Genomic DNA, 22874 nt, shown 5'->3' on the forward strand with positions numbered 1-22874 from the left:
GAACGAGCCATAATTGAAGGAGGTTCGTTTTTCATGCGCGTTTCAAATGTTACCGTAAGAAAACGGTTGACCATTGCTTTATTGGCAGGCATACTCATCTTTTTCATCATCGATATCCGGCTCGGATATGTCCAGTTTTTCCTTGGCAGCATGCTGACGGATGAAGCTAAAGAGCTGTGGAGCCGGGACATCCCGTTCGAGCCGGAAAGGGGAGAAATCGTCGACCGCAATGGTGTGGCTTTGGCAACCAATGTCAGTGCCCCGACCGTCTATGTCGTTCCAAGGCAGGTAAAGGATCCTGATGAGACGGCTGAGAAGCTGGCCGCCATACTGAATATGTCCGAGGAGAAGGCGCTTCAGCTGATCACCAAGCAGGCATCAAGTGTGAAAATACCTGAGGGCAGAAAAATTTCCCATGAAAAAGCAACAGAAATCAGGGCAGAGGGAATGGCTGGGGTCTATATCGCCGAGGACTCCAAGCGGCATTATCCTTTTGGCAATTATCTTTCACATGTGCTCGGATTTGCCGGGATCGACAACCAGGGGCTGATGGGGCTGGAGCTTTACTATGACAAAGATCTGAAGGGCGAGAAAGGCTCTGTCAAATTTTACGCAAATGCAAAAGGACAGCGGATGAATGATATGGCAGATGATTATAAGCCGCCGGTCGATGGCATGGACCTGAAGCTGACGATCGACTCGAAGGTGCAGACGATTGTCGAGAGGGAGCTGGATATTGCAGAGGCGGCCTATAATCCGGACGGGATCATTGCGATTGCCATGAACCCGAATACAGGGGAAATCCTCGCAATGTCAAGCAGGCCGGACTTTGATCCTGCCAATTTCCGGAACGTTGCGCCGGATATTTACAACCGGAACCTGCCGGTCTGGAGCTCATATGAGCCGGGCTCCACTTTTAAAATCATCACTCTTGCAGCTGCCCTTGAAGAAGGGAAAGTAGACCTTGCCGAAGATCACTTTCATGATCCGGGCTACACTGAAGTAGGAGGAGCGAAGCTGCGCTGCTGGAAAAGAGGGGGGCATGGAAGCCAATCATTCCTCGAAGTCGTGCAGAATTCATGCAACCCGGGCTTTGTGGAATTAGGAGAAAGGCTTGGGAAGGAAACACTGTTTAAATATATTAAAGACTTTGGTTTTGGTGCAAAAACAGGCATAGATCTTCAGGGTGAATCAAAAGGGATCTTATTCGATCTTGAAAATGTCGGTCCGGTTGAACTGGCGACCACTGCTTTTGGACAGGGTGTTTCCGTTACGCCGATCCAGCAGGTTGCAGCAATATCAGCAGCCGTCAATGGCGGGACGCTGTATACACCATTTATAGCAAAAGAGCTGATTGACCCTGCTTCAGGTGAAATCGTGATGAGAAAAACCCCTGAGGCTAAGAGGAAGGTCATATCAGAGGAAACTTCTAAGGAAATCCGCCTAGCACTTGAAAGTGTAGTGGCTCAAGGGTCCGGGAAAAAAGCGTTCGTAGACGGATACAGGGTCGGCGGCAAAACCGGGACTGCGCAAAAGGCGGAAAACGGAAGATATCTCGAGAACAATCATATTGTGTCCTTTATAGGCTTTGCCCCTGCGGACGATCCTGAGCTTGTTGTTTATGTGGCAGTTGACAATCCTAAAGGCACTATCCAGTTTGGCGGGGTGGTTGCTGCACCGATCGTCGGGAATATCATGGGCGACAGCCTTAGGGCAATGGGTGTTGAGCCGAGAAAGGAACAGCTTGAAAAAGAGCTGACATGGCTGGATACTCCGATGGTGGAAGTGCCCGATTTAGTAGGCATTACGAAAAAGGAGCTCGGCGAATTGATTGTCAACCTGAAAATAGACGGCAGCGGGGAAGGCGAGACAGTTGTCAGGCAAACCCCTCAGCCTGGTGTGAAACTGAAGGAAGGGTCTACAATCAGACTGTATTTTGATGACAAATAAGAGCAGGATGCGGGCGGCCGGTCAGCGCTGCCCGTTTTCTTTAGTAAGAAGCAAAAGGAATTTTCTCATCCATTTCAGTCAAAGGAAGTTTTTCTTTAAATTTTCATTACTAAATGGCTAAAAGAAGAATAATCATGTAAAATATAAGTCGCCATGCAGGAATTATTTTGGCTGAGAGCTTTAGGGAAAGCATACAGCTGCTTTTTCAGCTATGAAAAAAGCAGCTGCAGATCCGCTGCGTGGCCGACTGAGCAAAACGGCAGGGGATGATGCAGGCTGATGCTGCCTGTCTTTCCTGCGGAATGAGAGGAATGGGTTCAATTGAAATTACATACACTGCTACACTATCTCCACCCCTTTAAACCTTTTGGTGGTGATAATCCTGAAATTGTGTCCTTAGAAAATGATAGCAGGCAAGTGAAAAAAGGGAGCTTGTTCATCTGCATCGAGGGCTTTACGGTTGATGGACATCATTATGCAGAAACAGCTGTCCAGAACGGGGCGGCGGCCGTTTTGGCTGAGAGGGAGCTTTCGCTGAATGTCCCTGTCATCATTGTCAAGGATACAGCAAGGGCCATGGCTGTACTGGCGGATGCTTTCTACGGCCAGCCAAGCCAGCAGCTGCATTTGATTGGAATCACCGGTACAAACGGGAAAACGACGACAAGCCATCTTATTGAAAAGATTCTGGCTGATGCCGGCAAAAGCACGGGCCTCATCGGGACGATGTACACCAAAGTCGCCGGCGAGACGCTTGAGACGAAGAATACGACGCCGGAAAGCCTGACATTGCAGAAGACCTTTGCTTCCATGGTCGAAAAGAAAGTGGAAGCGGCTGTTATGGAAGTAAGCTCCCACGCACTTGATGAAGGGCGCGTCCATGGCTGTGATTTCAATGTGGCCGTGTTTACTAATCTGACACAGGACCATTTGGATTACCACAAAACAATGGACGAATACAGAAGGGCTAAAGGCTTGCTTTTTGCACAGCTTGGGAGCGCGTTCTATCACAATAAACCTAAGTATGCTGTACTGAATGCCGATGATCCGGCAAGCGCCGAATACAGGAAATCGACTGCCGCGCAGATTCTGACCTATGCAATCGATAATGAGGCGGATTTGCGTGCCGTGCACATCCAGATGGATGCCAGAGGCACTTCATTTGACCTTGTCAGCCCGTTTGGCGTGCACCCTGTTGCCATGCAGCTGATCGGCAAATTCAGTGTTTATAATGTGCTGGCTGCAATTGGGGCAGCTTTGGCTTCAGGTCTTGAGCTCGAAGCGATCCTGGAATCCATTTCAACTGTCAAAGGTGTCCCGGGCAGATTTGAAACAGTGGATGCCGGACAGGATTTTTCTGTGATTGTCGACTATGCGCATACTCCTGACAGTCTGGAAAATGCATTGGAAACAGTAAAAGAGTTTGCTGAGGGCCGGATTTTCGTCGTAGTTGGCTGCGGCGGTGACAGAGACAGAACCAAAAGGCCACTGATGGCTAAAATCGCCTGCGGGCTTGCAACTGATGCGGTATTTACATCGGATAATCCGAGAAGCGAAGATCCGGAAGAAATATTGAAAGATATGGCTGCGGGCGTCCCTGAAGGAAATTATACAATGATAGCAGACCGCAAAGAGGCAATAGCATACAGTGTTGGTGCTGCAGGCAAGGGAGATGTGATTCTCATAGCAGGCAAAGGGCATGAAACATACCAGCAGATCGGCGGGCAGACATTTGACTTTGACGACAGGACTGCAGCCAGAGAAGCTATACAAAACAGATAACTAGGGCAGCAGCCGGGAAAGCTGCTGCTCCGATGATATACTCTATAACAAATAATAAATAGATATACTGAAAGGCTTTTGATCATGACGAATACTATTCAATCCAGCGGTGCCGAATGCGGCATGGCTGCCCATAACTACCATAAGATAGAAAATAAAAGTCTTAATGACAGGCTCACTACATATGATATTGCAGTAATGAATGAGCGGGCATTACAGGAAGGAGGGGAATAAAATGATGGAGCAGGCAATATTTCTGACAATCCTGATGGGGTTTTTAATAACAGTCCTACTATCTCCCATTTTCATCCCTTTCCTTAGAAGGCTGAAATTCGGCCAGAGCATCCGGGAGGAAGGACCGCAGTCGCACCAGAAAAAAACCGGTACGCCGACAATGGGCGGGATCATGATTCTGCTTTCGGTTACTGTGACTACCCTGGTGATGTCCAGCAAGTTTGCAGAGCCTACAGCGGAGATATATATGGTCCTGCTGGTCACACTGGGCTTTGGGCTTCTCGGTTTTCTAGATGATTTCATCAAGGTGGCGCTAAAAAGGAATCTAGGCCTTACTTCTAAGCAAAAGCTGCTGGGCCAGATTATCATATCGCTCATTTTTTATTTCATCTTCCAGACAAATGAATTTTCAACAGAGGTGTCTATTCCATTTACAGATCTGTCCATTGATTTAGGCTGGAGCTATGCATTGTTCATCATTTTTTGGCTCGTCGGCTTTTCCAACGCCGTCAATCTGACAGACGGGCTGGACGGACTTGTTTCCGGTACTGCGGCAATCGCGTTCGGTGCCTTTGCTGTTCTGGCATGGAACCAGTCCCAATTTGAAGTGTCGATTTTTTCAGTTGCTGTTGTGGGTGCTGTCCTGGGATTCCTTGTATTTAATGCCCATCCGGCAAAAGTATTCATGGGCGACACCGGTTCGCTTGCCCTGGGCGGTGCAATTGCAACTGTTGCCATCCTGACAAAGCTTGAGTTCATCCTGATCATCATCGGGGGAGTTTTTGTCATTGAGACGCTTTCTGTTATTCTGCAGGTAATATCTTTTAAAACAACTGGCAAGAGGATTTTTAAAATGAGTCCCCTTCACCACCATTATGAGCTTGTCGGCTGGTCGGAATGGCGCGTAGTAGTGACTTTCTGGACAGTCGGGCTCCTGTTTGCAATCCTGGGAATCTATATCGAGGTGTGGTTATAATTGAAGCAGATAGATACTTACAATCATAAAAAAATTCTTGTACTCGGACTCGCCAAGAGCGGGGTGAGTGCAGCTTCTCTGCTGCACAAGCTGGGGGCCTTCGTTACTGTTAATGATATGAAGCCTTTATCTGAAAATCCGGAAGCCCAGGGCTTGCTTGAGCAGGGGATCAAGGTTATTTGCGGAGACCATCCGATAGAGCTTTTGGATGAAGGGTTTGAACTTATTGTTAAGAACCCGGGAATCCCTTATCATAATCCAATGATAGAGGGCGCCATGGAGCGCAGCATTCCTGTCATTACAGAAGTGGAGCTTGCGTATCAGATTTCCGAAGCAGCATTTATCGCGATCACTGGAACGAACGGGAAGACAACAACCACAACCCTTGTCCATGAAATGCTGGAAGCGGGCGGAAAGTCGCCGTTGATTGCGGGGAATATTGGGACGGTTGCCACAGGCGTTGCTGAAGGTGCAAGATCCGATCATACCATTGTCATTGAGCTGTCTTCTTTCCAGCTGATGGGCATAGAGGCCTTCAGGCCGAAAATCGCGATTCTTACAAATCTGTATGATGCCCATCTGGATTATCATGGGACAAGGCATGATTACTTTGAAGCCAAAGCCAATATTACTAAAAACCAGACAGAAGAAGATTACTTTATTATCAATGCTGATCAGGAGGCTGTCATTCAATTAGCAGAAGAAAGCCGCGCCCGGATTGTGCCGTTCTCTGTCAGCAGGGTTCTTGAGGCAGGGGCATGTGTAAAGGATGGCTGGATCTGCTTTAATGGGGAGCCTGTCATGAAGCGGGAAGATGCATCCCTTCCCGGCAATCATAATCTGGAGAACATCCTTTCTTCGATTGCAGCCGCGAAGCTTTCAGGCGTGGATAATAAAGCGATCTTTAAGGTCATGTCCTCTTTTGCAGGTGTCAAACACAGACTTCAGTATATCGGTGAAGTGGATGGACGGAAATTCTACAATGATTCCAAGGCTACTAATATACTTGCTACGAAAAATGCCATTGCCGCTTTTGATGTTCCTGTCATACTGCTGGCCGGCGGCCTCGACCGCGGCAATGGCTTTGAAGAATTGATCCCTTCACTGGCTAATGTAGAAACATTGATCACCTTTGGGCAGACAGCCGGAAAAATAGAAGAGGCAGGAAAGCTTGCGGGAATAAAATCGATCATGCGTGTCGATAATGTTGCTAGCGCCGTACCAGCCGCCCACAGGCTTTCAAAGCCGGGCGATGTCATTCTCCTCTCGCCGGCATGTGCAAGCTGGGACCAATACAAAACTTTTGAGGTCAGGGGAGACATTTTTATCGATGCGGTGCATAAGCTTAAGTAAGGGCTTGTCCCGGGCGCTGACCGTCCGGGAGCGACTGCATCTTCATTGTGCTGCAAACTAGAATGCATGCTCATGCAGGCCCTAAAACTTGCATTCGAGGTGTATTTTGTTGCCAACAAAAAAATCTACTCCGGACTTTATATTGATTTTAGTTACATTTACTCTGCTGGCAGTCGGCCTCATTATGGTATACAGCGCCAGTGCCATTTGGGCAGAGTATAAGTTTGATGATTCCTTTTTCTTTGCGAAGAGGCAGATGCTCTTTGCAGCTGCAGGCATCATGGCCATGTTTTTTATCATGAATATCGATTATTGGACATGGAGGACCTGGGCCAAGGCAATTGTAATTATTTGCTTTGTACTGCTGGTTCTCGTTCTTATTCCCGGGGTGGGAAATGTAAGGAATGGATCAAGGAGCTGGATAGGCGTAGGGGCATTTTCCATCCAGCCTTCCGAATTCATGAAGCTTGCCATGATTGCGTTCCTGGCTAAGTACCTTTCTGAAAGGCAAAAGCTGATAACCTCTTTCCGCAAGGGGCTCCTCCCTTCCCTTGGGCTCGCATTTCTTGCATTCGGGATGATTATGCTTCAGCCTGACCTTGGGACAGGGACCGTGATGATCGGGACCTGTGTGGTTATGATATTTATCTCCGGGGCGAAGATAAGCCATTTTGCTGTTCTTGGGCTTATCGGCCTGGGGGGCTTTGCGGGGCTGGTGCTGTCAGCTCCGTACAGGATGAAGCGGATCACATCATTCCTTGATCCATGGGAGGATCCGCTTGGGAGCGGCTTCCAGATCATCCAGTCACTATATGCAATAGGGCCAGGCGGGCTATTCGGCCTTGGCCTCGGGGAGAGCAGGCAAAAGTTTTTTTATCTGCCTGAACCCCAGACCGATTTTATTTTTGCCATCCTGGCGGAAGAATTGGGTTTCATCGGTGGTTCTTTCGTGCTTTTATTGTTTTCTCTCCTCCTCTGGAGGGGGATAAGGATTGCGCTGGGAGCACCTGATTTGTACGGCAGCTTCCTTGCCGTGGGAATCATTGCGATGGTGGCGATCCAGGTTATGATAAACATCGGGGTTGTTACCGGGCTGATGCCGGTAACAGGGATTACACTCCCTTTCCTCAGCTATGGCGGTTCATCCCTCACTCTAATGCTGATGGCGATCGGAGTCCTCCTGAATATAAGCCGGCATGCGAGATATTGACCCTGTTTCCGACAGGGTTTCTTTTTACTTTCCGGGCTGGCTTTACAAGGGAAAGAAGCTTTCTTCAGTTCAGCTTCAAAAATCAGGGTGACTATCCAGATATTTTAAGGATTTTTATTACATTTGCATGACATTAATGTTATGGCTTATTAGAGCCGTTTAGATTATAGTAGAATGGGGTAAAGCGTGAGAGTGTTTTTTAAGGGAGACTTTGTGCTGCCACCCCTTTAAGGCTATTAATGCCTGCTAAATACCAACACTCTTCTTTGAGGTGAAAGTCATGAGAATTGCAGTCAGCGGAGGCGGTACAGGAGGACATATATATCCTGCACTCGCATTGATCAGAGAAATTCAAAAAGAGAATAAAGACACAGAGTTTTTATATATAGGCACAGAAAAGGGGCTCGAAAGCACTCTCGTGGAAAGAGAAGGCATCCCGTTTAAATCTATACATATCACTGGCTTCAAAAGAAAGCTGTCTTTTGAAAATATGAAAACTGTATTCAGATTCCTGAAAGGAACAGCTGACAGCAGGAAAATGCTGAAGGACTTCAAGGCGGACATTGTCATCGGAACCGGCGGCTATGTGTGCGGTCCTGTTGTCTATGCAGCTGCCAAGCTTGGCATCCCCACAATCATACACGAGCAAAATAGTGTCCCGGGACTGACCAACAAATTCCTAAGCAGATATGTCGATAAAATCGCAGTCTGTTTTGAAGAAGCAAAAGAATTTTTTCCATCTGAAAAGGTTATCTTGACTGGAAATCCCCGCGCCTCAGAAGTGATTGGCCAGGACCCTGTCAAAGGCAGGCTTTCAGCCGGTCTGAAGACAAATATCCCTTCTGTTTTAATTTTTGGCGGCAGCAGGGGCGCAAGGCCGATTAATGAAGCTGTGCTGAAATCGCTCGCCGAGCTGCAGGATAAGCCTTACCAGGTGCTGTATGTGACAGGAGAAGTGCACTATGAGGAAGTCAGAAAAGAGGTAGAACTGGTCGGCAATCCGCCAAATGTGATCATAAAGCCATTTGTCCATAATATGCCGGAGGTTTTGGCCGGCACGGACCTGACTGTGGCAAGGGCGGGGGCGACCACTCTTGCAGAGCTGACATCACTTGGAATCCCGAGCATACTGGTGCCAAGCCCTTATGTGACCAACAACCACCAGGAGAAAAATGCCAGGGCCCTTTCTGATAACGGGGCAGCAGAACTTCTGCTTGAAAAAGAACTGACCAGCAAGAAGCTTGTCGCTTCAATTGATGGAATACTCCTTGATGAGAAGAAACTGAAGGATATGAAAAAAGCGGCCAGGGAATTGGGGATACCGGATGCTGCCAGAAGGCTGCACCGCGTCATGGAAGACCTTGTCCGTAAGAAGGGCCAGTAGCCCAAAGAGCTTAAAAGACATAAGATAGTAAAAAGAATGGAAAGGGAGGTATATATGGACGAATTGATCAGCAGGCTTAAAGATATGCAGGTTGGAAAAGTGAAAGAACAAGAACCTTTGGCCAACCATACAACCATGAAAATAGGCGGACCCGCCGATTTGTTTGTAGAGCCTTCATCTATAGACAATTTCATTAAAACAATGGAGCTTATCCGTGAACATGATATCAAGTGGAGGGTAATAGGCAGGGGATCGAATCTGCTTGTATCAGATAAAGGGATTGAAGGGGCCGTCATTAAGCTTGGCCCAGGATTGGATAAACTGGAAGTGGATGGTTCTGAAGTGACTGCGGGCGGAGGATTCTCTATTGTGAGCCTGTCCGTCCAGATCAGCCGGAAAGGCCTTTCCGGCCTGGAATTCGCAAGCGGCATCCCCGGCTCGGTCGGCGGTGCAGTCTATATGAATGCAGGCGCCCACGGGTCTGATATTTCAAAGATCCTAAAAAAAGCTTTTGTGCTCTTTGAAGATGGAACCATGGAATGGCTCACCAATGAGCAAATGAAATTTTCCTACCGTACATCAGTTCTTCAGAAGGAGCGGCCCGGCATCGTACTTGAGGCAGTGTTCAGCCTTCAGGAAGGAGAGAGGGACAGCATAGTGGCAGAGATGCAAAAGAACAAGGATTACCGGAAAGAAACACAGCCCTATAATTATCCTTGTGCAGGAAGCATCTTCCGCAATCCTCTTCCACAATATGCCGGCCAGCTGATTGAGTCTGCAGGTTTAAAAGGCCACAGCATCGGCGGGGCTAAGATTTCCGAGCTGCATGGAAACTTCATCGTAAATGCCGGCAGCGCGTCGGCCGAAGATGTTCTTGGATTGATCGAGCATGTAAAAGATACTATCTATTCCCAATTTAAGGTTAAAATGGAAACTGAAGTGGAAATTATCGGCCGAAAGTAACAGGAAATTCTCCTTACTGCTGCCATTTATTGTGATATAATATTTCCTTAGAAATAACCTTTAAAAGCCGGCAGAAGACACACCGGCATCCGGATATGCCGGTGCCCATTCTGCTTTCCGTCTGACGAGAACGTTATGCTGCCTGCCAGGCTGATAGGCTATTGGCATTATGCGGCTCAAGCTTTTATAGTGAGGTGAAGGTTATGGAGAAAGGGAACGTAGTCTCGCTGGAGGATCGAATTCCCAAACTGAAGCAGCAAAGAAGGAAAAAAGCGAACCGCAGGCTTATCGTTTTATTGCTTTTATTCTTTTCTATGATTGTTTTTGTGATATATTTCCAGTCGCCTTTAAGCCGTGTAAAAGAGATCAGCATTAGCGGAAATCAGACATACACGACAAAAGAATTGATTGCCGTAAGCGGCCTTTCTAAGAAAACAAATATTTGGAAGGTTGATAAGGGGGCAATTGAGGGTAGACTGAAAGAGCTGCCTGAAATCAGCGGGGCTGAAATAAAAACCCGCCTCCCCAATACGGTTGACATCAAGGTGGCTGAGCACAATCGCATTGCCTACATAGCGAAAGAAAAAAGTTTTTTGCCTGTACTTGAAAACGGGATGATACTTAGCAAACAGGAAATCACAGACATTCCAGTTAATGCACCGCTGCTGCTCGGATTCAAGGAGGGCGACGTCCTCCTTGAGATGATAGACAGCCTGGAAAGCCTTCCGAAAGAGGTGCTGAACGCAATTTCGGAGATTCATTATTCTCCTAAAGAAACGGACGAGTATCATATTACTCTATATATGAATGACGGGTTCGAAGTTAGTGCAACATTGCGGAGCTTTTCAGAAAAGATGGCGCATTATCCTTCAATCATCAGCCAGCTGGACCCTGGGGTCAGCGGTGTGATTGATCTGGAAGTAGGTTCTTATTTTAAAGCCTACGGTCCGGAAGGAGATGATAGCCGTGGAGAAGAAGAAGAAGAAGAAGGTGAAAGGTAAGCGGGTTGTCCTTTCATTGGTGCTCCTTGTTCTCGGCTATATGCTTTCATTTTCCTATCACTTTACAAAAAGTGAAAATGAGGAAGCAGACATGACAGGCAGCCAGTGGGAACGGGACTCTGCACTGAGAAGCCAGCTCATCAGCATGGAAGAGCGCAACCGCAGGCTCCAGAAGGAATTGGACAGCAAACAGGGACAGGTTCTCCAATTCGAAAAGGATTTGTCAAAAGAGGCGCAGGTATATTTCAACCTGGCAGAGGACGCAGAAAAATACAGGATGTATCTTGGGAAAGTCGCCGTCCTGGGCAAAGGGGTGGAGGTCACATTGGCTGACGGGGATTATAATCCCAGCGAAGCCAATGTAAACAGCTATATTGTCCATGAACACCATGTTTTCAAGGTAATCAATGAACTGTATATCTCTGGTGCTTCAGCTGTTGCAGTTAACGGCCAGCGCCTTTCCCATGACTCATATATTTTGTGCAAGGGCCCTGTCATTGAAATTGATGGAAAGCAGCATCCGGCACCTTTTATCATTGAAGCAATCGGCGATCCGGAGGTTCTTTCTTCAGCGCTGAACCTTACAGGCGGAGTCAAGGATTCGCTTGTCAACGAGAACATCCAGTTCTCGCTGGAGGAAAAGGCTGAAATCAAAATGGAACCCAATCTGGGGAATTAAATACGGCTGATCCACTTACTGGAAGCAGAGAAAGTAAGGTGGAAATCGTGAAAAGGAATCAGATCATAAGCTTTACGGTAATTTCCGCTGTGATCGGCTTTATGATTGCGGTCCAGTTCCAATCCGTCAAAGAGCCGGTGGTGAGGGATACCCGCGACACATGGCAGCTTAGGGAGGACTTGCGGAAAGAACAGGAAATTCAGCTGAGGCTGATACGGGAAATCAGATCAAACGAGCTGAAGCTTGCTCAATATGAAAATAAGCGGGAACAAAGCAAAGAACAGGTGCTGAAGGAAACGCTGGATGAGCTTAAAGAGGAAGCTGGCCTTACGGAAGTAAAAGGTCCGGGGGTTATCATCCTCATTGAGCCTGCTGTTGAAGAAGCACTCCTGGGCAATGCACCCGGTGATGTTTCGCCTGATCTGCTTAAAAGGCTGGTCAATGAGCTGAATATGCATGATGCTGAGCAAATATCGATTGACGGGCACAGAATCATTAATACGACCGTCATCCGCGATATTAACGGCGAAACCAAAATCGACGGCCATGCAGTCAGTTCTTTGCCGATTGAAGTCAGAGCGGCCGCAGAAGATATGCAGTCAGCTCAAAAGCTTTATAATCAGATGCAGGTATCCAAATCGGCAGAAGAATTTTTTGTCGAAAATCTCAGGGTCACTATCCTGAAGCCAAAGGAGAACATTGTTATCCCTGCCTATCAGGACACGATCCGGGTAAAAAATATGGAACCTGCAGAAGAAAAAGGAGGCAGTTCTTAATGTGGCTTCCCGTACTGGGTTTGCTTATCGGGGCCATACTGGGCCTTCTTACGGACTTCAGGATCCCTGATGAGTACTCCAATTATTTGTCTATTGCAGTGCTGGCTGCCCTTGACACCCTGTTTGGGGGCATCCGTGCGCATCTGCAGGATATATATGATGAAAAGGTATTTGTATCCGGCTTTTTCTTTAACATCCTGCTGGCAGCATCTTTAGCTTTTCTGGGGGTTCATCTTGGTGTAGACTTGTATTTAGCCGCTGTTTTTGCGTTTGGTGTAAGGCTTTTCCAAAACATAGCGGTCATCCGGAGAATTATTTTGACCAAATGGTCGAACCGAGAAAAAGTAGAAAAAAGTTAAGATAGAATAAAGGGAAATATATTAGTTTTGCCGAATAATTTAAATGATTATATTAATTTAAGATAAAACTAAAAATTGGCATTATTGTTGTTCAATAATCGGATTTGCAAAAGGAGGTGCCAGAGAATGAACAGCAATGAAATTTATGTTAGTCTTGACATCGGTACATCCAGTGTAAAAGTAATCATTGGTGAAATGGTCAACGACTCTTTAAACATTATCGGTGTAGGCAATGTGAAGTCTGAAGGATTGCGCAAAGGCTCAATTGTTGATATAGATGAAACCGTTCATTCTATAAAAAAGGCAATCGAACAAGCTGAGAGAATGATAGGGATGGAGATCAGGCAGGTCATCGTCGGCATCACCGGAAATCATGTCATGCTCCAGCCTTCGCATGGAGTAGTGGCAGTCTCCAGTGATAACAGGGAGATTACAGATGAAGATGTTGCAAGGGTGATCGATGCCGCCCAGGTGGTTTCCATCCCTCCTGAAAGAGAGATTGTGGATGTCATTCCGAAGCAATTCATTGTAGACGGTTTGAATGAAATAAACGACCCGCGGGGCATGATCGGTGTCCGCCTGGAAATGGAAGGCACCATTATTACAGGTTCTAAGACAATTCTACATAATATTCTGAGATGTGTTGAAAGAGCAGGGCTTGAAATTTTGGACATAACGCTCCAGCCGCTTGCAGCAGGGGCATTCGCACTTTCAAAGGACGAAATGAATCTCGGAGTGGCCTTGGTCGATATGGGCGGCGGCTCTACAACCGTTGCCCTGTTCGAGCAGGGAATCATGAAGGCAACAATCGTACTTCCTGTCGGCGGGGACCATATTACAAAGGATTTATCTATTGGCCTCAGGACCTCTACAGAGGATGCCGAAAAAATCAAAACAAAATACGGTTATGCTTTTTATGACCATGCTTCTGAAGATGAAGTCTTCAGTGTCCCGATTATCGGGAGCGATCAGCACCAGCAATTTAATCAGCTTGAAATTTCTGATATTATTGAAGCAAGGATGGAAGAAATTTTCGATCTGATCCAGAATGAGATTAAGAGATTGGGAGTCAGCGACCTGCCAGGAGGCTATGTCCTGACAGGTGGAGTAGCCAACACCCAGGGCATCCTGGAACTGGCACAGATCATTTTCCAGAACCGCGTCCGGATTGCTATTCCGGATTATATCGGCGTAAGGGAGCCGCAGTATACAACAGCAGTCGGCCTGATCAAGTTTGCCTATAAAAATGCAAGGCTTCAGGGCAGGAAGATAGAGCCTGCCCAAGTGAACGAAGCGAAGGAGAAACGCGTCCAAAAACAACCGCAACCAAAAGCAAGACCGGAAAAACAGCCGGAAGAAAAGATTACATCACGAGTTAAAAAGTTCCTTGGCTACTTTTTCGAGTAAACAGTGCTTTAAGGAATATCGACGAATTAGGAGGATTTGTCATGTTGGAATTTGACACTAATTTAGATTCACTAGCGACCATAAAGGTTATCGGCGTTGGCGGCGGAGGAAATAATGCGGTAAACCGCATGATCGAACACGGCGTTCAAGGCGTAGAATTCATCGCAGTTAATACGGATGCACAGGCACTGAACCTCTCGAAAGCAGAAGTGAAAATGCAGATCGGCGGAAAGCTGACGCGCGGACTGGGTGCCGGTGCTAATCCGGAAGTAGGCAAAAAGGCTGCTGAGGAAAGCAAAGAGCAGATTGAAGAAGCACTGAAAGGCGCAGATATGGTGTTTGTCACTGCCGGAATGGGAGGCGGTACAGGTACTGGAGCTGCACCTGTCATTGCACAGATTGCAAGGGACCTGGGCGCTTTGACAGTAGGGGTCGTTACAAGGCCGTTTACATTCGAAGGCCGCAAGCGTGCCGGTCAGGCTGCAGGCGGAATTGCTTCCATGAAGGAAGCTGTTGATACCCTGATTGTCATTCCGAATGACCGTCTATTAGAAATTGTAGACAAAAGCACTCCGATGCTTGAAGCATTCCGTGAAGCGGATAATGTGCTTCGCCAGGGTGTTCAGGGCATATCCGACCTGATTGCCACTCCAGGGCTGATCAACCTTGACTTTGCTGATGTAAAGACCATCATGTCAAGCAAGGGTTCTGCACTGATGGGGATCGGCGTCTCTTCAGGAGAAAACCGTGCGGCAGAAGCGGCAAAGAAAGCTGTTTCTTCTCCGCTGCTTGAAACGTCCATTGATGGTGCACAGGGTGTCCTGATGAATATCACCGGCGGTTCAAGCCTGAGCCTTTATGAGGTTCAGGAAGCTGCAGATATCGTAGCCTCCGCTTCAGACCAGGATGTCAATATGATCTTCGGTTCTGTTATCAATGAAAACCTGAAAGACGAAATCGTGGTTACAGTAATTGCGACTGGGTTCAATGAAGAAGTGGCCGCGCCAAAACCGGCACGCCCATCATTTGGACAGCCTAAACAGCAGCAGACGCATTCACCTTCCCTTAACCGGGACAGGGACAGGGAGCCAAAGCGCGAAGAGCAGAGCCATGAGCCGCCTGTAAGGAACTCATCATCTCAGTCTTCACAAGGTGAAGAAACATTGGATATCCCGACTTTCCTGAGAAACCGCAATAGAAGAAGATAAGATAGCATTCGCTGAACGGCGCCTCATTATGAGGCGCCGTTTTATTTTGGTTTTTAAGATTGATTCGTATTTTTTAGACAGGCATATAAAACAAAATACTGACAAAAACCGAAGGGAATAGTGAAAAAATTCTCCTAAACAGGCTACAGAAAGTGACACACTTCAATGATATGGCTGGGGTATACTTTTCCATAAGATTAATAGATAGATGAATAATCAGTTTTTGGCATCCGGACTTAATAAGCCGGATATGTCTGGAGTGAAGCTGGGTTGGCTATTTATTTGGATATCATTTGGCTGCTGAACTTTCTTTTTGACAGCCTCCTGCTGTATCTCACAGCGATCTTCCTGAAAAGGGATGTTTCTATTTGGCGGATACTGGCGGGCGGTGCTGCGGGCTCAATGATCGTTCTGCTCGCGGTAACACCGGTTCAGTCTATTTCCGGGCATCCGCTATCAAAGCTGCTTTTTTCAATTGTCATGGTCGTCCTTGCCTTTGGATATAAAAGGGCCGGATATTTTATTAAAGGCCTGTTTACTTTTTATATGGCAACTTTCCTCATTGGAGGGACTTTGATAGGTGCCCATTATTTTGTGAAATTTGATTTTGAGCTTTCTTCAGCCGTCCTGCTGGGAAGTGTCAAAGGCTTCGGGGATCCGATCAGCTGGATGTTTGTCATATTTGGATTTCCTGCTGCCTGGCATTTTTCACGGAAGCATGGAGAAAACATGGAAATGGCCAATATCCAATATGACCAGCTGGCTGAGGTCTGCATTTCGATTAATGGGATTGACCTGAACTTTAAGGGGCTTGTTGATACGGGAAATCAGCTTTATGATCCAATATCCAGGACTCCGGTCATGATTGCATCCCTAAAAGGGATGGCAGAAAAGCTTCCTGAAGTTCTCCTCGCCGTTTCCCAGGATCCTGAGCCTTTCCTGATGGGGGAGGCAAGAATCCCGCCTGACTGGGAAAATCGGATGAGAATTCTTCCTTGCAAGGTGGTTGGACAAGAACATCAGCTTATTATTGCCATGAAGCCAGACAGGATCATCATCCAAAGGGGGGAAGAAAAAATCCTGGCAGGCAAGGCGCTCATCTCTTTTACAATGCAGCAGCTCTCCAGTGATGATGCATTTGACTGCATTATCCATCCAAAGATGATGACAGGTGCCGGAAAAGCAGAATCAGCGGAAAAGGTAAGTTAATAATACTATACTCGGAAAAACATAATTTAGAAGGAGGACAACTCATGAAAAATTTGAAGTTTCGCCTATCCTATTACTGGTATAAACTGCTGATCAAACTTGGGCTCAAGACTGATGAAATATTCTATATAGGCGGCAGCGAGGCTCTCCCTCCCCCTCTTTCAAAAGAAGAAGAAGAAGTTCTTCTGATTAAGCTCCCCAAAGGCGATAAAGCTGCAAGATCAATGCTGATCGAAAGAAATCTCCGCCTCGTCGTATACATTGCCCGGAAGTTTGAAAATACGGGCATCAATATTGAAGACCTGATCAGCATCGGGACAATCGGGCTCATCAAAGCGGTCAACACTTTTAATCCGGAAAAGAAAATCAAGCTTGCCACTTATGCATCCAGGTGTATTGAAAACGAAATACTGATGTACCTGAGGCGGAACAATAAAATCAGGTCGGAGGTTTCCTTCGATGAGCCTCTGAATATTGACTGGGATGGGAATGAGCTCCTTTTGTCCGATGTGCTGGGAACCGAAGAAGACATTATTACTAAGGACCTGGAGGCGAATGTAGATAAGAAGCTTCTGCTGAAGGCCCTTCACCAGCTCACTGACAGAGAGAAGCAGATCATGGAGCTCCGTTTCGGCCTCGGCTCTGGCGAGGAAAAAACACAGAAAGATGTGGCTGACATGCTTGGCATTTCACAGTCTTACATATCAAGGCTAGAAAAGAGAATCATCAAAAGATTGAAAAAGGAATTCAACAAGATGGTTTAAAATTTTTTTTATCCCGCTTATCCCTTATTCAGACTGTATATGCCGTTTATTCCGGGGATCATGGAAAATCGGTATGTGCATATTTTTCCTTTCCGAGGAGATACTGTTTTTTGTACAGCAGCTCCTGTGAGGAGGGAAATGGATTGACTCGAAATAAAGTAGAAATTTGCGGTGTTGATACATCAAAGCTTCCCGTTTTGAAAAACGAAGAAATGAGAAAACTCTTCAAGCAAATGCATGAAGGTGATACATATGCCCGGGAGTGCCTAGTCAATGGCAACCTTCGGCTGGTACTGAGTGTCATCCAGCGCTTTAACAACAGAGGCGAATTTGTAGATGATCTCTTCCAGGTGGGATGTATCGGCCTGATGAAATCTATTGATAATTTTGATTTAAGCCAGAATGTAAAGTTCTCCACTTATGCTGTTCCGATGATCATTGGTGAGATCAGAAGGTATTTGAGGGATAATAATCCTATCAGGGTATCAAGGTCATTAAGAGATATAGCCTACAAAGCTTTGCAGGTCAGGGAACGCCTGATGAGTGAAACGTCAAAGGAACCAACGGCTGAGGAAATAGCCAGGGTCCTTGAAGTGCCCCATGAAGAAATCGTGTTTGCACTTGATGCGATACAGGATCCGGTCTCATTATTCGAGCCCATCTATAACGATGGAGGCGATCCGATATTTGTCATGGACCAGCTGAGCGACGAGCGCAATAAAGATATTCAATGGATTGAAGAAATTGCCCTCAAAGAAGGCATGCGCAGGCTTAACGAAAGAGAAAAGCTCATATTGAGAAAGCGCTTTTTCCAAGGCAAAACGCAAATGGAAGTAGCCGAAGAAATCGGCATCTCCCAAGCCCAGGTCTCCCGCCTTGAAAAAGCCGCCATCAAGCAAATGAACAAAAATATCCAAAGCTGAAAGCTGCTGAAAAGCAGCTTTTTGTTTTGGGTTTTGTAAGTGCTCCATGCTGGCTGAAATATGATCTAAAATCCACGTGTGTATATTTAGGGTTAATGGCCAAAAAATTTATGAAAACCTGTTGATTGCAGTGGAAGGCACGAAGACTCCTCATAAAATGCATGCGCATTTTCTTCGTGCGATGTGATTTCAGGGAAGAAAATTCAGTGTCCTATGGGAGATAGCGGAAATGTTGAGACCCCGCAGCGCGCAAGCGTGAGGAGGCTCAACTCCGCCCCACGGAAAGCGAAGTGCCTGCAACGGAAATCACCAGCCCAATCAATAAGTAAAAAAATTGAAGATAACTTATCTCGTTATTCTTAGCCGCGTAAGATGTTTTAGCTGTTATTGAATATTTCCCTAAAACCCCCCATCAAATCAAAATATTCCATCCTTCCGCAACATATAATCAAGTAAGCAACAAATGGCGGGGGTGGACCATGGTTAAGATATCAGAATTCCAGGTCAAGGACGTAGTAAATGTGGCCGACGGCAAAAAACTTGGAAGCATCGGGGATATTGACATCAATCTGATGAGCGGAAAAATTGAAGCCGTCATCATCAGCGGAGCAGGAAAAGTCCTCGGATTCTTTGGAAAAGATGAGGATATCATCATTCCGTGGAAAAATATTTTAAAAATCGGCGAGGACGTCATTCTTGTTCGCTATAAAATCTCAGAAGAACTCAAACAGGTGGAAGAGGATGCGTAAGCTTCCTCCTTTTTTCTGTAACACGAACATTCTTTATGATAAACTAAAGAAAAACACGAAGAGGACACGATAAATGGAGCCATTTGTACTAAAGGAAAGCAAGTTTTTTTCCATTGAAGACTGGACGGAAAAGTTTCCGGGCCTTGCTGCAGGTTTTTCCACGAAAAATGGAGGGAATAGCAATGGAGACTACAGCAGCCTCAACCTTGGCCTTCATGTAAATGATTCTGTCCAGGCGGTATGCGGCAACAGGGAAATTTTCTCTGAGTCAATAGGCTTTCCATTGCCAGCATGGACGGGGGCAGAGCAGACCCATGAAACCTTTATACGGAAAGTATCAAAGGAAGATGCAGGAACAGGATCTTTGGATTATGGCCAGGCATTCAGGAGGACTGATGGCTTTTTCACACTTGAGCAGGGCCTGCTTTTAACTCTATGCTTTGCTGACTGTGTCCCACTTTATTTCACACATCCTGATTCAGGGGCTATAGGGGCCGCACATGCCGGCTGGAAAGGGACTGTCGGCGGGATTGCCGGAAATATGGCCGGTGTCTTTAAGAATGAAGGAATCGATCCGGGGGAAATTTTGGCGGCAATCGGGCCTTCCATTTGCGAAAAATGTTATATTGTCGACGGCAGAGTTGTCAATTTAGTGAAAAATAGACTAGAAGATGTCGATAAAAAACCATATAATCAAGTAAAAGAGAATCAATACCAGCTTGATCTGAAAGAAGTGAACAAACAGCTTCTCATGAAATCAGGCATCCGGGAAGAGAATATAATTGTATCCGGCTATTGCACCAGCTGCCATGAGGAATACTTTTTTTCCCATCGCAGGGATGGGGGGAAGACTGGCAGGATGATGAGCTACATAGGCTGGAAGGAGGCTGACTGCAGCTAGATGAAGGTAGAGGAAAATCTTAAGAGCATCCAAGAAAAAATAGATGAAGCCTGTAAAAGGTCAGGGAGAAATCCCGGCGAAGTGACCATAATCGCTGTAACAAAATATGTTTCCACGGAAAGGGCAAAAGAGGCGGTGTCTGCGGGAATCGGCAATTTGGGCGAAAACCGGGATGATGGTATGCTTGCCAAGCATGAAGAAATCGGCCATGCTGCCAAATGGCATTTCATCGGATCGCTGCAGACCAGGAAAGTCAAGAATATAATCGGCATTGCCGATTATATCCACTCACTGGACAGGCTTTCACTGGCGAAGGAAATAGACAAGCGGGCAGAAGAAACAGTCCAATGCCTGATACAGGTCAATGCTTCCGGTGAAGAGTCAAAACAGGGGCTTTCTCCTGAGGAAGTGATTCCGTTTGTAAAAGACCTGGAGGCTTATCCTTACATTTCTGCTGCAGGGCTGATGACGATGGCCCCTTTGACGGACGATGAGGAAGTATTGCGGCATTGTTTCCGGACACTGAAAACTCTGCAGAAGAATATCCAGGATTTAAACCTTGCTCATGCGCCTTGCAGGGAACTTTCCATGGGCATGTCCAATGACTTTGGAATTGCAGTGGAAGAAGGGGCCACCATGGTCCGGATCGGAACTGCTCTTGTCGGAGAATAAGCAGGAGGTATAAAAAATGAGCATTAAATCAAAAATAAAAACATTTTTTTTCCTTGATGATGAATATGACTATAAAGAAGAGGAAATCATCGAAGAAGAAATCGAACCTGTCAGGCCTCAAAAACAGCCTGCTTCTCCAAAGCAGAATGTGGTCAGCCTGCAAAGTGTCCAGAAGTCTTCAAAGGTTGTGCTTGTTGAACCCAGGGTATATGCCGAAGCCCAGGATATTGCAGACCAGCTTAAAAACCGCCGGGCTGTGGTAGTTAATCTGCAGCGCATCGAAAGGGACCAGGCAAAAAGGATTGTCGATTTTTTGAGCGGCACGGTATATGCCATAGGCGGCGACATCCAGAAAATTGGAACAGATATCTTTTTATGCACTCCAGATAATGTGGAGGTGTCAGGGAATATTTCCCAAATCATGCAGGAGCATGATCTAGAAAATGCGAGGTGGTAGCACTACATGGCAACAGTAGTAGGTATTTTAAGTCAAATAATTTCGTTATATTCCTGGGCATTGATTATTTACATATTGCTGTCCTGGTTTCCAAATGCAAGAGAATCGTCCATTGGCCAGTTTTTAGCCCGTATATGCGAGCCATATCTGGAACCATTCCGCAGGTTCATACCGCCGCTGGGGATGATTGATATCTCGCCGATCGTGGCGATTTTTGTCCTGCGGTTTGCCACCAGTGGACTATATCAGCTCTATTATTGGGTTGCATAGAATTACCAATAACTTGGGACTCTGAGCAGTCCCTTTTTTGGTGGCTGCTGTGATATGCTTGAACATGTCCGCAGATGCCTTCCTGAATAATATAAAAGGAGAGTGCCGATGTCTATTTATCAGCATTTTCGGCCTGAGGAGAAAGAATTCATCGACCAGTCTCTGGGCTGGAAGGACTATGTTGAAACATCCTATGCACCTAAATTGACTGACTTCCTTGATCCGAGAGAGCAGCAGATTGTAAAAATGATTGTCGGGGAGCATTCCGGCGTGAAGCTTCGCTTATTCGGGGGAACTGAGGGTACAGAGCGGAAAAGGGCCCTTCTATATCCTAAATATTTTACCCCTGATGAAGAAGAATTCTCTATCACGCTCTTTGAAATAAATTATCCCAGCAAATTTGTTTCAATCGAACACCCTCAAATACTTGGCAGCCTTATGGCTCTTGGCTTGAAGAGGGGGAAATTCGGGGATATCACTGTCCAGGATGAAAGGGCGCAGTTTTTTGTCTCCCGCGAAATTGAAGACTATGTAAGCATGCAGCTGGAATCGATCGGCAAAGCTTCCGTCACTCTGAAAAAATTGCCGCTGGAGAAAGCGATCACTGCAGCAGGTGCATGGGAGGAATCGTCAGCTTCTGTTTCCTCGCTGAGACTGGATGCCGTCATTTCGGCCATATACAATATTTCCAGGCAAAAATCACAGCTCTTTGTCCAGCAGGGTCTTGTAAAAGTTAATTGGGGACAAGTAGAGGATCCTTCTTTTGTTTGCGGGGAAGCTGATGTTCTTTCTGTAAGGGGAAAAGGCCGATCTAAAATCATAGAAGTAGAAGGAAAGACAAAGAAAGATAAATGGAGAATCATTACGGGAAAGCAAAAATAAATTATTTTTTTGCAGGATTTTAAAAGAAAATGTCGAATATATCTTTATCACTGTGATAATATCAGAAATCAGCGTATTCACGCTGTCATACATATGCTTTAAGACTCATAGGGGGTGGCATTATGCCTTTAACACCATTAGATATACATAACAAGGAGTTCAGCAAAGGCTTCAGAGGCTATGACGAAGATGAAGTAAACGAATTTCTTGACCAGATCATCAAGGATTACGAAATACTGATCAGGGAGAAAAAGGAGCTTTCCGAAAGGCTTACAGATCTGAATGACCGGATCGGGCATTTCACCAATATTGAGGAAACGCTGAACAAATCCATCGTCGTTGCACAGGAAGCCGCTGAAGAAGTCAGGCGCAATGCACAGAAGGAAGCCAAGCTGATCATCAAGGAAGCGGAGAAGAATGCCGACCGCATTGTGAATGAATCCTTATCAAAAGCAAGGAAGATTGCCCTGGAGATCGAGGATTTGAAGAAGCAGTCAAAGGTCTTCAGAACACGGTTCAGGATGCTGATCGAAGCACAGCTGGATATGCTCAATACAGAGGACTGGGACCATCTCCTTCAGTATGAGCTCGATTCAACGGATCTGAAATCAACTGAGGAAGAAGACTCACTGGCTTGACGTAGCCTGCATGAATCGAATATAATCCATATCATAAGAAAATATTGACTGCGTTGAAAGGGACAGTACAGCATTCTATATGCTTTTAAGATTAAGCGATCCAGGGACGGTGGGAGCCTGGAATAAG

General features: G+C 46.3%; 24 protein-coding genes and 1 other annotated feature (1 of these 25 running past the window's edge). All 24 genes read left to right on the top strand.

Annotation, left to right across the window (positions count from 1 at the left end):
* The first annotated feature begins 33 nt into the window (after positions 1-33).
* The 24 genes from N288_RS08535 (at position 34) to N288_RS08645 (ending at position 22747) form a co-directional block, all read left to right on the top strand.
* Positions 34-1950, top strand: coding sequence for a stage V sporulation protein D (locus N288_RS08535; protein WP_022543694.1), 1917 nt, complete (start codon positions 34-36; stop codon positions 1948-1950).
* Positions 1951-2271: 321 nt separating this feature from the next.
* On the top strand, positions 2272-3732 hold the full coding sequence (locus N288_RS08540; RefSeq protein ID WP_022543695.1) for a UDP-N-acetylmuramoyl-L-alanyl-D-glutamate--2,6-diaminopimelate ligase: 1461 nt from the start codon (positions 2272-2274) through the stop codon (positions 3730-3732).
* Positions 3733-3816: 84 nt separating this feature from the next.
* Positions 3817-3966, top strand: coding sequence for a hypothetical protein (locus tag N288_RS25080; protein WP_009791178.1), 150 nt, complete (start codon positions 3817-3819; stop codon positions 3964-3966).
* Between the two features lies 1 nt (position 3967).
* Entirely contained in the window at positions 3968-4942 is a 975-nt protein-coding gene (mraY, locus tag N288_RS08545) for a phospho-N-acetylmuramoyl-pentapeptide-transferase (RefSeq protein ID WP_009791179.1), read from the top strand.
* Positions 4943-6295, top strand: coding sequence for a UDP-N-acetylmuramoyl-L-alanine--D-glutamate ligase (gene murD / locus N288_RS08550; RefSeq protein ID WP_009791180.1), 1353 nt, complete (start codon positions 4943-4945; stop codon positions 6293-6295).
* A gap of 109 nt (positions 6296-6404) precedes the next feature.
* Positions 6405-7505: a stage V sporulation protein E gene (gene spoVE / locus N288_RS08555; RefSeq protein WP_022543696.1), complete on the top strand. Its 1101-nt coding sequence runs from the start codon at positions 6405-6407 to the stop codon at positions 7503-7505.
* A 280-nt stretch (positions 7506-7785) separates the two neighbouring features.
* Entirely contained in the window at positions 7786-8889 is a 1104-nt protein-coding gene (gene murG, locus N288_RS08560) for an undecaprenyldiphospho-muramoylpentapeptide beta-N-acetylglucosaminyltransferase (protein WP_009791183.1), read from the top strand.
* 54 nt (positions 8890-8943) lie between these two features.
* Positions 8944-9852: a UDP-N-acetylmuramate dehydrogenase gene (murB, locus tag N288_RS08565; protein ID WP_009791184.1), complete on the top strand. Its 909-nt coding sequence runs from the start codon at positions 8944-8946 to the stop codon at positions 9850-9852.
* Positions 9853-10055: 203 nt separating this feature from the next.
* Complete coding sequence (locus N288_RS08570) at positions 10056-10853, top strand: cell division protein FtsQ/DivIB (protein WP_009791186.1); 798 nt, start codon at positions 10056-10058, stop codon at positions 10851-10853.
* A complete protein-coding gene (locus N288_RS08575) occupies positions 10810-11532 on the top strand; it encodes a DUF881 domain-containing protein (RefSeq protein WP_009791187.1) in 723 nt (240 codons plus the stop codon). Before N288_RS08570 ends, N288_RS08575 begins: the two co-directional genes overlap by 44 nt.
* A gap of 47 nt (positions 11533-11579) precedes the next feature.
* Positions 11580-12308 (top strand): DUF881 domain-containing protein, encoded by a 729-nt coding sequence (locus N288_RS08580; RefSeq protein WP_022543698.1) that lies wholly within the window; start codon positions 11580-11582, stop codon positions 12306-12308.
* Positions 12308-12667, top strand: coding sequence for a small basic family protein (locus tag N288_RS08585; RefSeq protein ID WP_009791189.1), 360 nt, complete (start codon positions 12308-12310; stop codon positions 12665-12667). The genes N288_RS08580 and N288_RS08585 overlap by 1 nt, the downstream gene beginning before the upstream one ends.
* A gap of 126 nt (positions 12668-12793) precedes the next feature.
* On the top strand, positions 12794-14074 hold the full coding sequence (ftsA, locus tag N288_RS08590; protein ID WP_009791190.1) for a cell division protein FtsA: 1281 nt from the start codon (positions 12794-12796) through the stop codon (positions 14072-14074).
* A gap of 41 nt (positions 14075-14115) precedes the next feature.
* Positions 14116-15282, top strand: coding sequence for a cell division protein FtsZ (gene ftsZ, locus N288_RS08595; protein WP_009791191.1), 1167 nt, complete (start codon positions 14116-14118; stop codon positions 15280-15282).
* 270 nt (positions 15283-15552) lie between these two features.
* Complete coding sequence (gene spoIIGA / locus N288_RS08600; protein WP_009791192.1) at positions 15553-16491, top strand: sigma-E processing peptidase SpoIIGA; 939 nt, start codon at positions 15553-15555, stop codon at positions 16489-16491.
* 44 nt (positions 16492-16535) lie between these two features.
* A complete protein-coding gene (gene sigE, locus N288_RS08605) occupies positions 16536-17255 on the top strand; it encodes an RNA polymerase sporulation sigma factor SigE (protein WP_009791193.1) in 720 nt (239 codons plus the stop codon).
* 143 nt (positions 17256-17398) lie between these two features.
* Positions 17399-18178: an RNA polymerase sporulation sigma factor SigG gene (gene sigG / locus N288_RS08610; protein WP_009791194.1), complete on the top strand. Its 780-nt coding sequence runs from the start codon at positions 17399-17401 to the stop codon at positions 18176-18178.
* Between the two features lie 479 nt (positions 18179-18657).
* Positions 18658-18927 carry a YlmC/YmxH family sporulation protein gene (locus N288_RS08615; protein ID WP_009791726.1) on the top strand — a complete coding sequence of 90 codons (270 nt, stop codon included), beginning with the start codon at positions 18658-18660 and terminating at the stop codon, positions 18925-18927.
* A gap of 73 nt (positions 18928-19000) precedes the next feature.
* The gene (gene pgeF, locus N288_RS08620; protein ID WP_009791727.1) at positions 19001-19828 is read left to right on the top strand and encodes a peptidoglycan editing factor PgeF; all 828 of its coding nucleotides are present in this window, start codon (positions 19001-19003) and stop codon (positions 19826-19828) included.
* Complete coding sequence (locus N288_RS08625; RefSeq protein ID WP_009791728.1) at positions 19829-20500, top strand: YggS family pyridoxal phosphate-dependent enzyme; 672 nt, start codon at positions 19829-19831, stop codon at positions 20498-20500. It abuts the gene before it with no gap.
* A 16-nt stretch (positions 20501-20516) separates the two neighbouring features.
* Positions 20517-20957, top strand: a complete 441-nt coding sequence (locus tag N288_RS08630) for a cell division protein SepF (RefSeq protein ID WP_009791729.1) — start codon at positions 20517-20519, stop codon at positions 20955-20957.
* Between the two features lie 6 nt (positions 20958-20963).
* Positions 20964-21227 carry a YggT family protein gene (locus N288_RS08635; protein WP_009791730.1) on the top strand — a complete coding sequence of 88 codons (264 nt, stop codon included), beginning with the start codon at positions 20964-20966 and terminating at the stop codon, positions 21225-21227.
* Between the two features lie 108 nt (positions 21228-21335).
* A complete protein-coding gene (locus N288_RS08640; protein ID WP_009791731.1) occupies positions 21336-22109 on the top strand; it encodes a YlmH family RNA-binding protein in 774 nt (257 codons plus the stop codon).
* A 122-nt stretch (positions 22110-22231) separates the two neighbouring features.
* Positions 22232-22747, top strand: a complete 516-nt coding sequence (locus N288_RS08645) for a DivIVA domain-containing protein (RefSeq protein WP_022543700.1) — start codon at positions 22232-22234, stop codon at positions 22745-22747.
* A gap of 44 nt (positions 22748-22791) precedes the next feature.
* Positions 22792-22874 (top strand) — a binding site (T-box leader) (it continues 162 nt past the right edge of the window).

It is taken from the genome of Bacillus infantis NRRL B-14911, assembly GCF_000473245.1.
In the GTDB taxonomy this organism is placed as follows: Bacteria; Bacillota; Bacilli; order Bacillales; family Cytobacillaceae; genus Bacillus_AB; species Bacillus_AB infantis.

Coding starts and splice junctions, on each gene's coding strand:
- N288_RS08535 (WP_022543694.1), top strand. CDS start 34: ATGCGCGTTTCAAATGTTACCGTAAGAAAACGGTTGACCATTGCTTTA.
- N288_RS25080 (WP_009791178.1), top strand. CDS start 3,817: ATGACGAATACTATTCAATCCAGCGGTGCCGAATGCGGCATGGCTGCC.
- mraY (WP_009791179.1), top strand. CDS start 3,968: ATGATGGAGCAGGCAATATTTCTGACAATCCTGATGGGGTTTTTAATA.
- murG (WP_009791183.1), top strand. CDS start 7,786: ATGAGAATTGCAGTCAGCGGAGGCGGTACAGGAGGACATATATATCCT.
- murB (WP_009791184.1), top strand. CDS start 8,944: ATGGACGAATTGATCAGCAGGCTTAAAGATATGCAGGTTGGAAAAGTG.
- N288_RS08570 (WP_009791186.1), top strand. CDS start 10,056: ATGGAGAAAGGGAACGTAGTCTCGCTGGAGGATCGAATTCCCAAACTG.
- N288_RS08575 (WP_009791187.1), top strand. CDS start 10,810: ATGATAGCCGTGGAGAAGAAGAAGAAGAAGAAGGTGAAAGGTAAGCGG.
- N288_RS08585 (WP_009791189.1), top strand. CDS start 12,308: ATGTGGCTTCCCGTACTGGGTTTGCTTATCGGGGCCATACTGGGCCTT.
- ftsA (WP_009791190.1), top strand. CDS start 12,794: ATGAACAGCAATGAAATTTATGTTAGTCTTGACATCGGTACATCCAGT.
- ftsZ (WP_009791191.1), top strand. CDS start 14,116: ATGTTGGAATTTGACACTAATTTAGATTCACTAGCGACCATAAAGGTT.
- sigE (WP_009791193.1), top strand. CDS start 16,536: ATGAAAAATTTGAAGTTTCGCCTATCCTATTACTGGTATAAACTGCTG.
- N288_RS08615 (WP_009791726.1), top strand. CDS start 18,658: ATGGTTAAGATATCAGAATTCCAGGTCAAGGACGTAGTAAATGTGGCC.
- pgeF (WP_009791727.1), top strand. CDS start 19,001: ATGGAGCCATTTGTACTAAAGGAAAGCAAGTTTTTTTCCATTGAAGAC.
- N288_RS08625 (WP_009791728.1), top strand. CDS start 19,829: ATGAAGGTAGAGGAAAATCTTAAGAGCATCCAAGAAAAAATAGATGAA.
- N288_RS08630 (WP_009791729.1), top strand. CDS start 20,517: ATGAGCATTAAATCAAAAATAAAAACATTTTTTTTCCTTGATGATGAA.
- N288_RS08635 (WP_009791730.1), top strand. CDS start 20,964: ATGGCAACAGTAGTAGGTATTTTAAGTCAAATAATTTCGTTATATTCC.
- N288_RS08640 (WP_009791731.1), top strand. CDS start 21,336: ATGTCTATTTATCAGCATTTTCGGCCTGAGGAGAAAGAATTCATCGAC.
- N288_RS08645 (WP_022543700.1), top strand. CDS start 22,232: ATGCCTTTAACACCATTAGATATACATAACAAGGAGTTCAGCAAAGGC.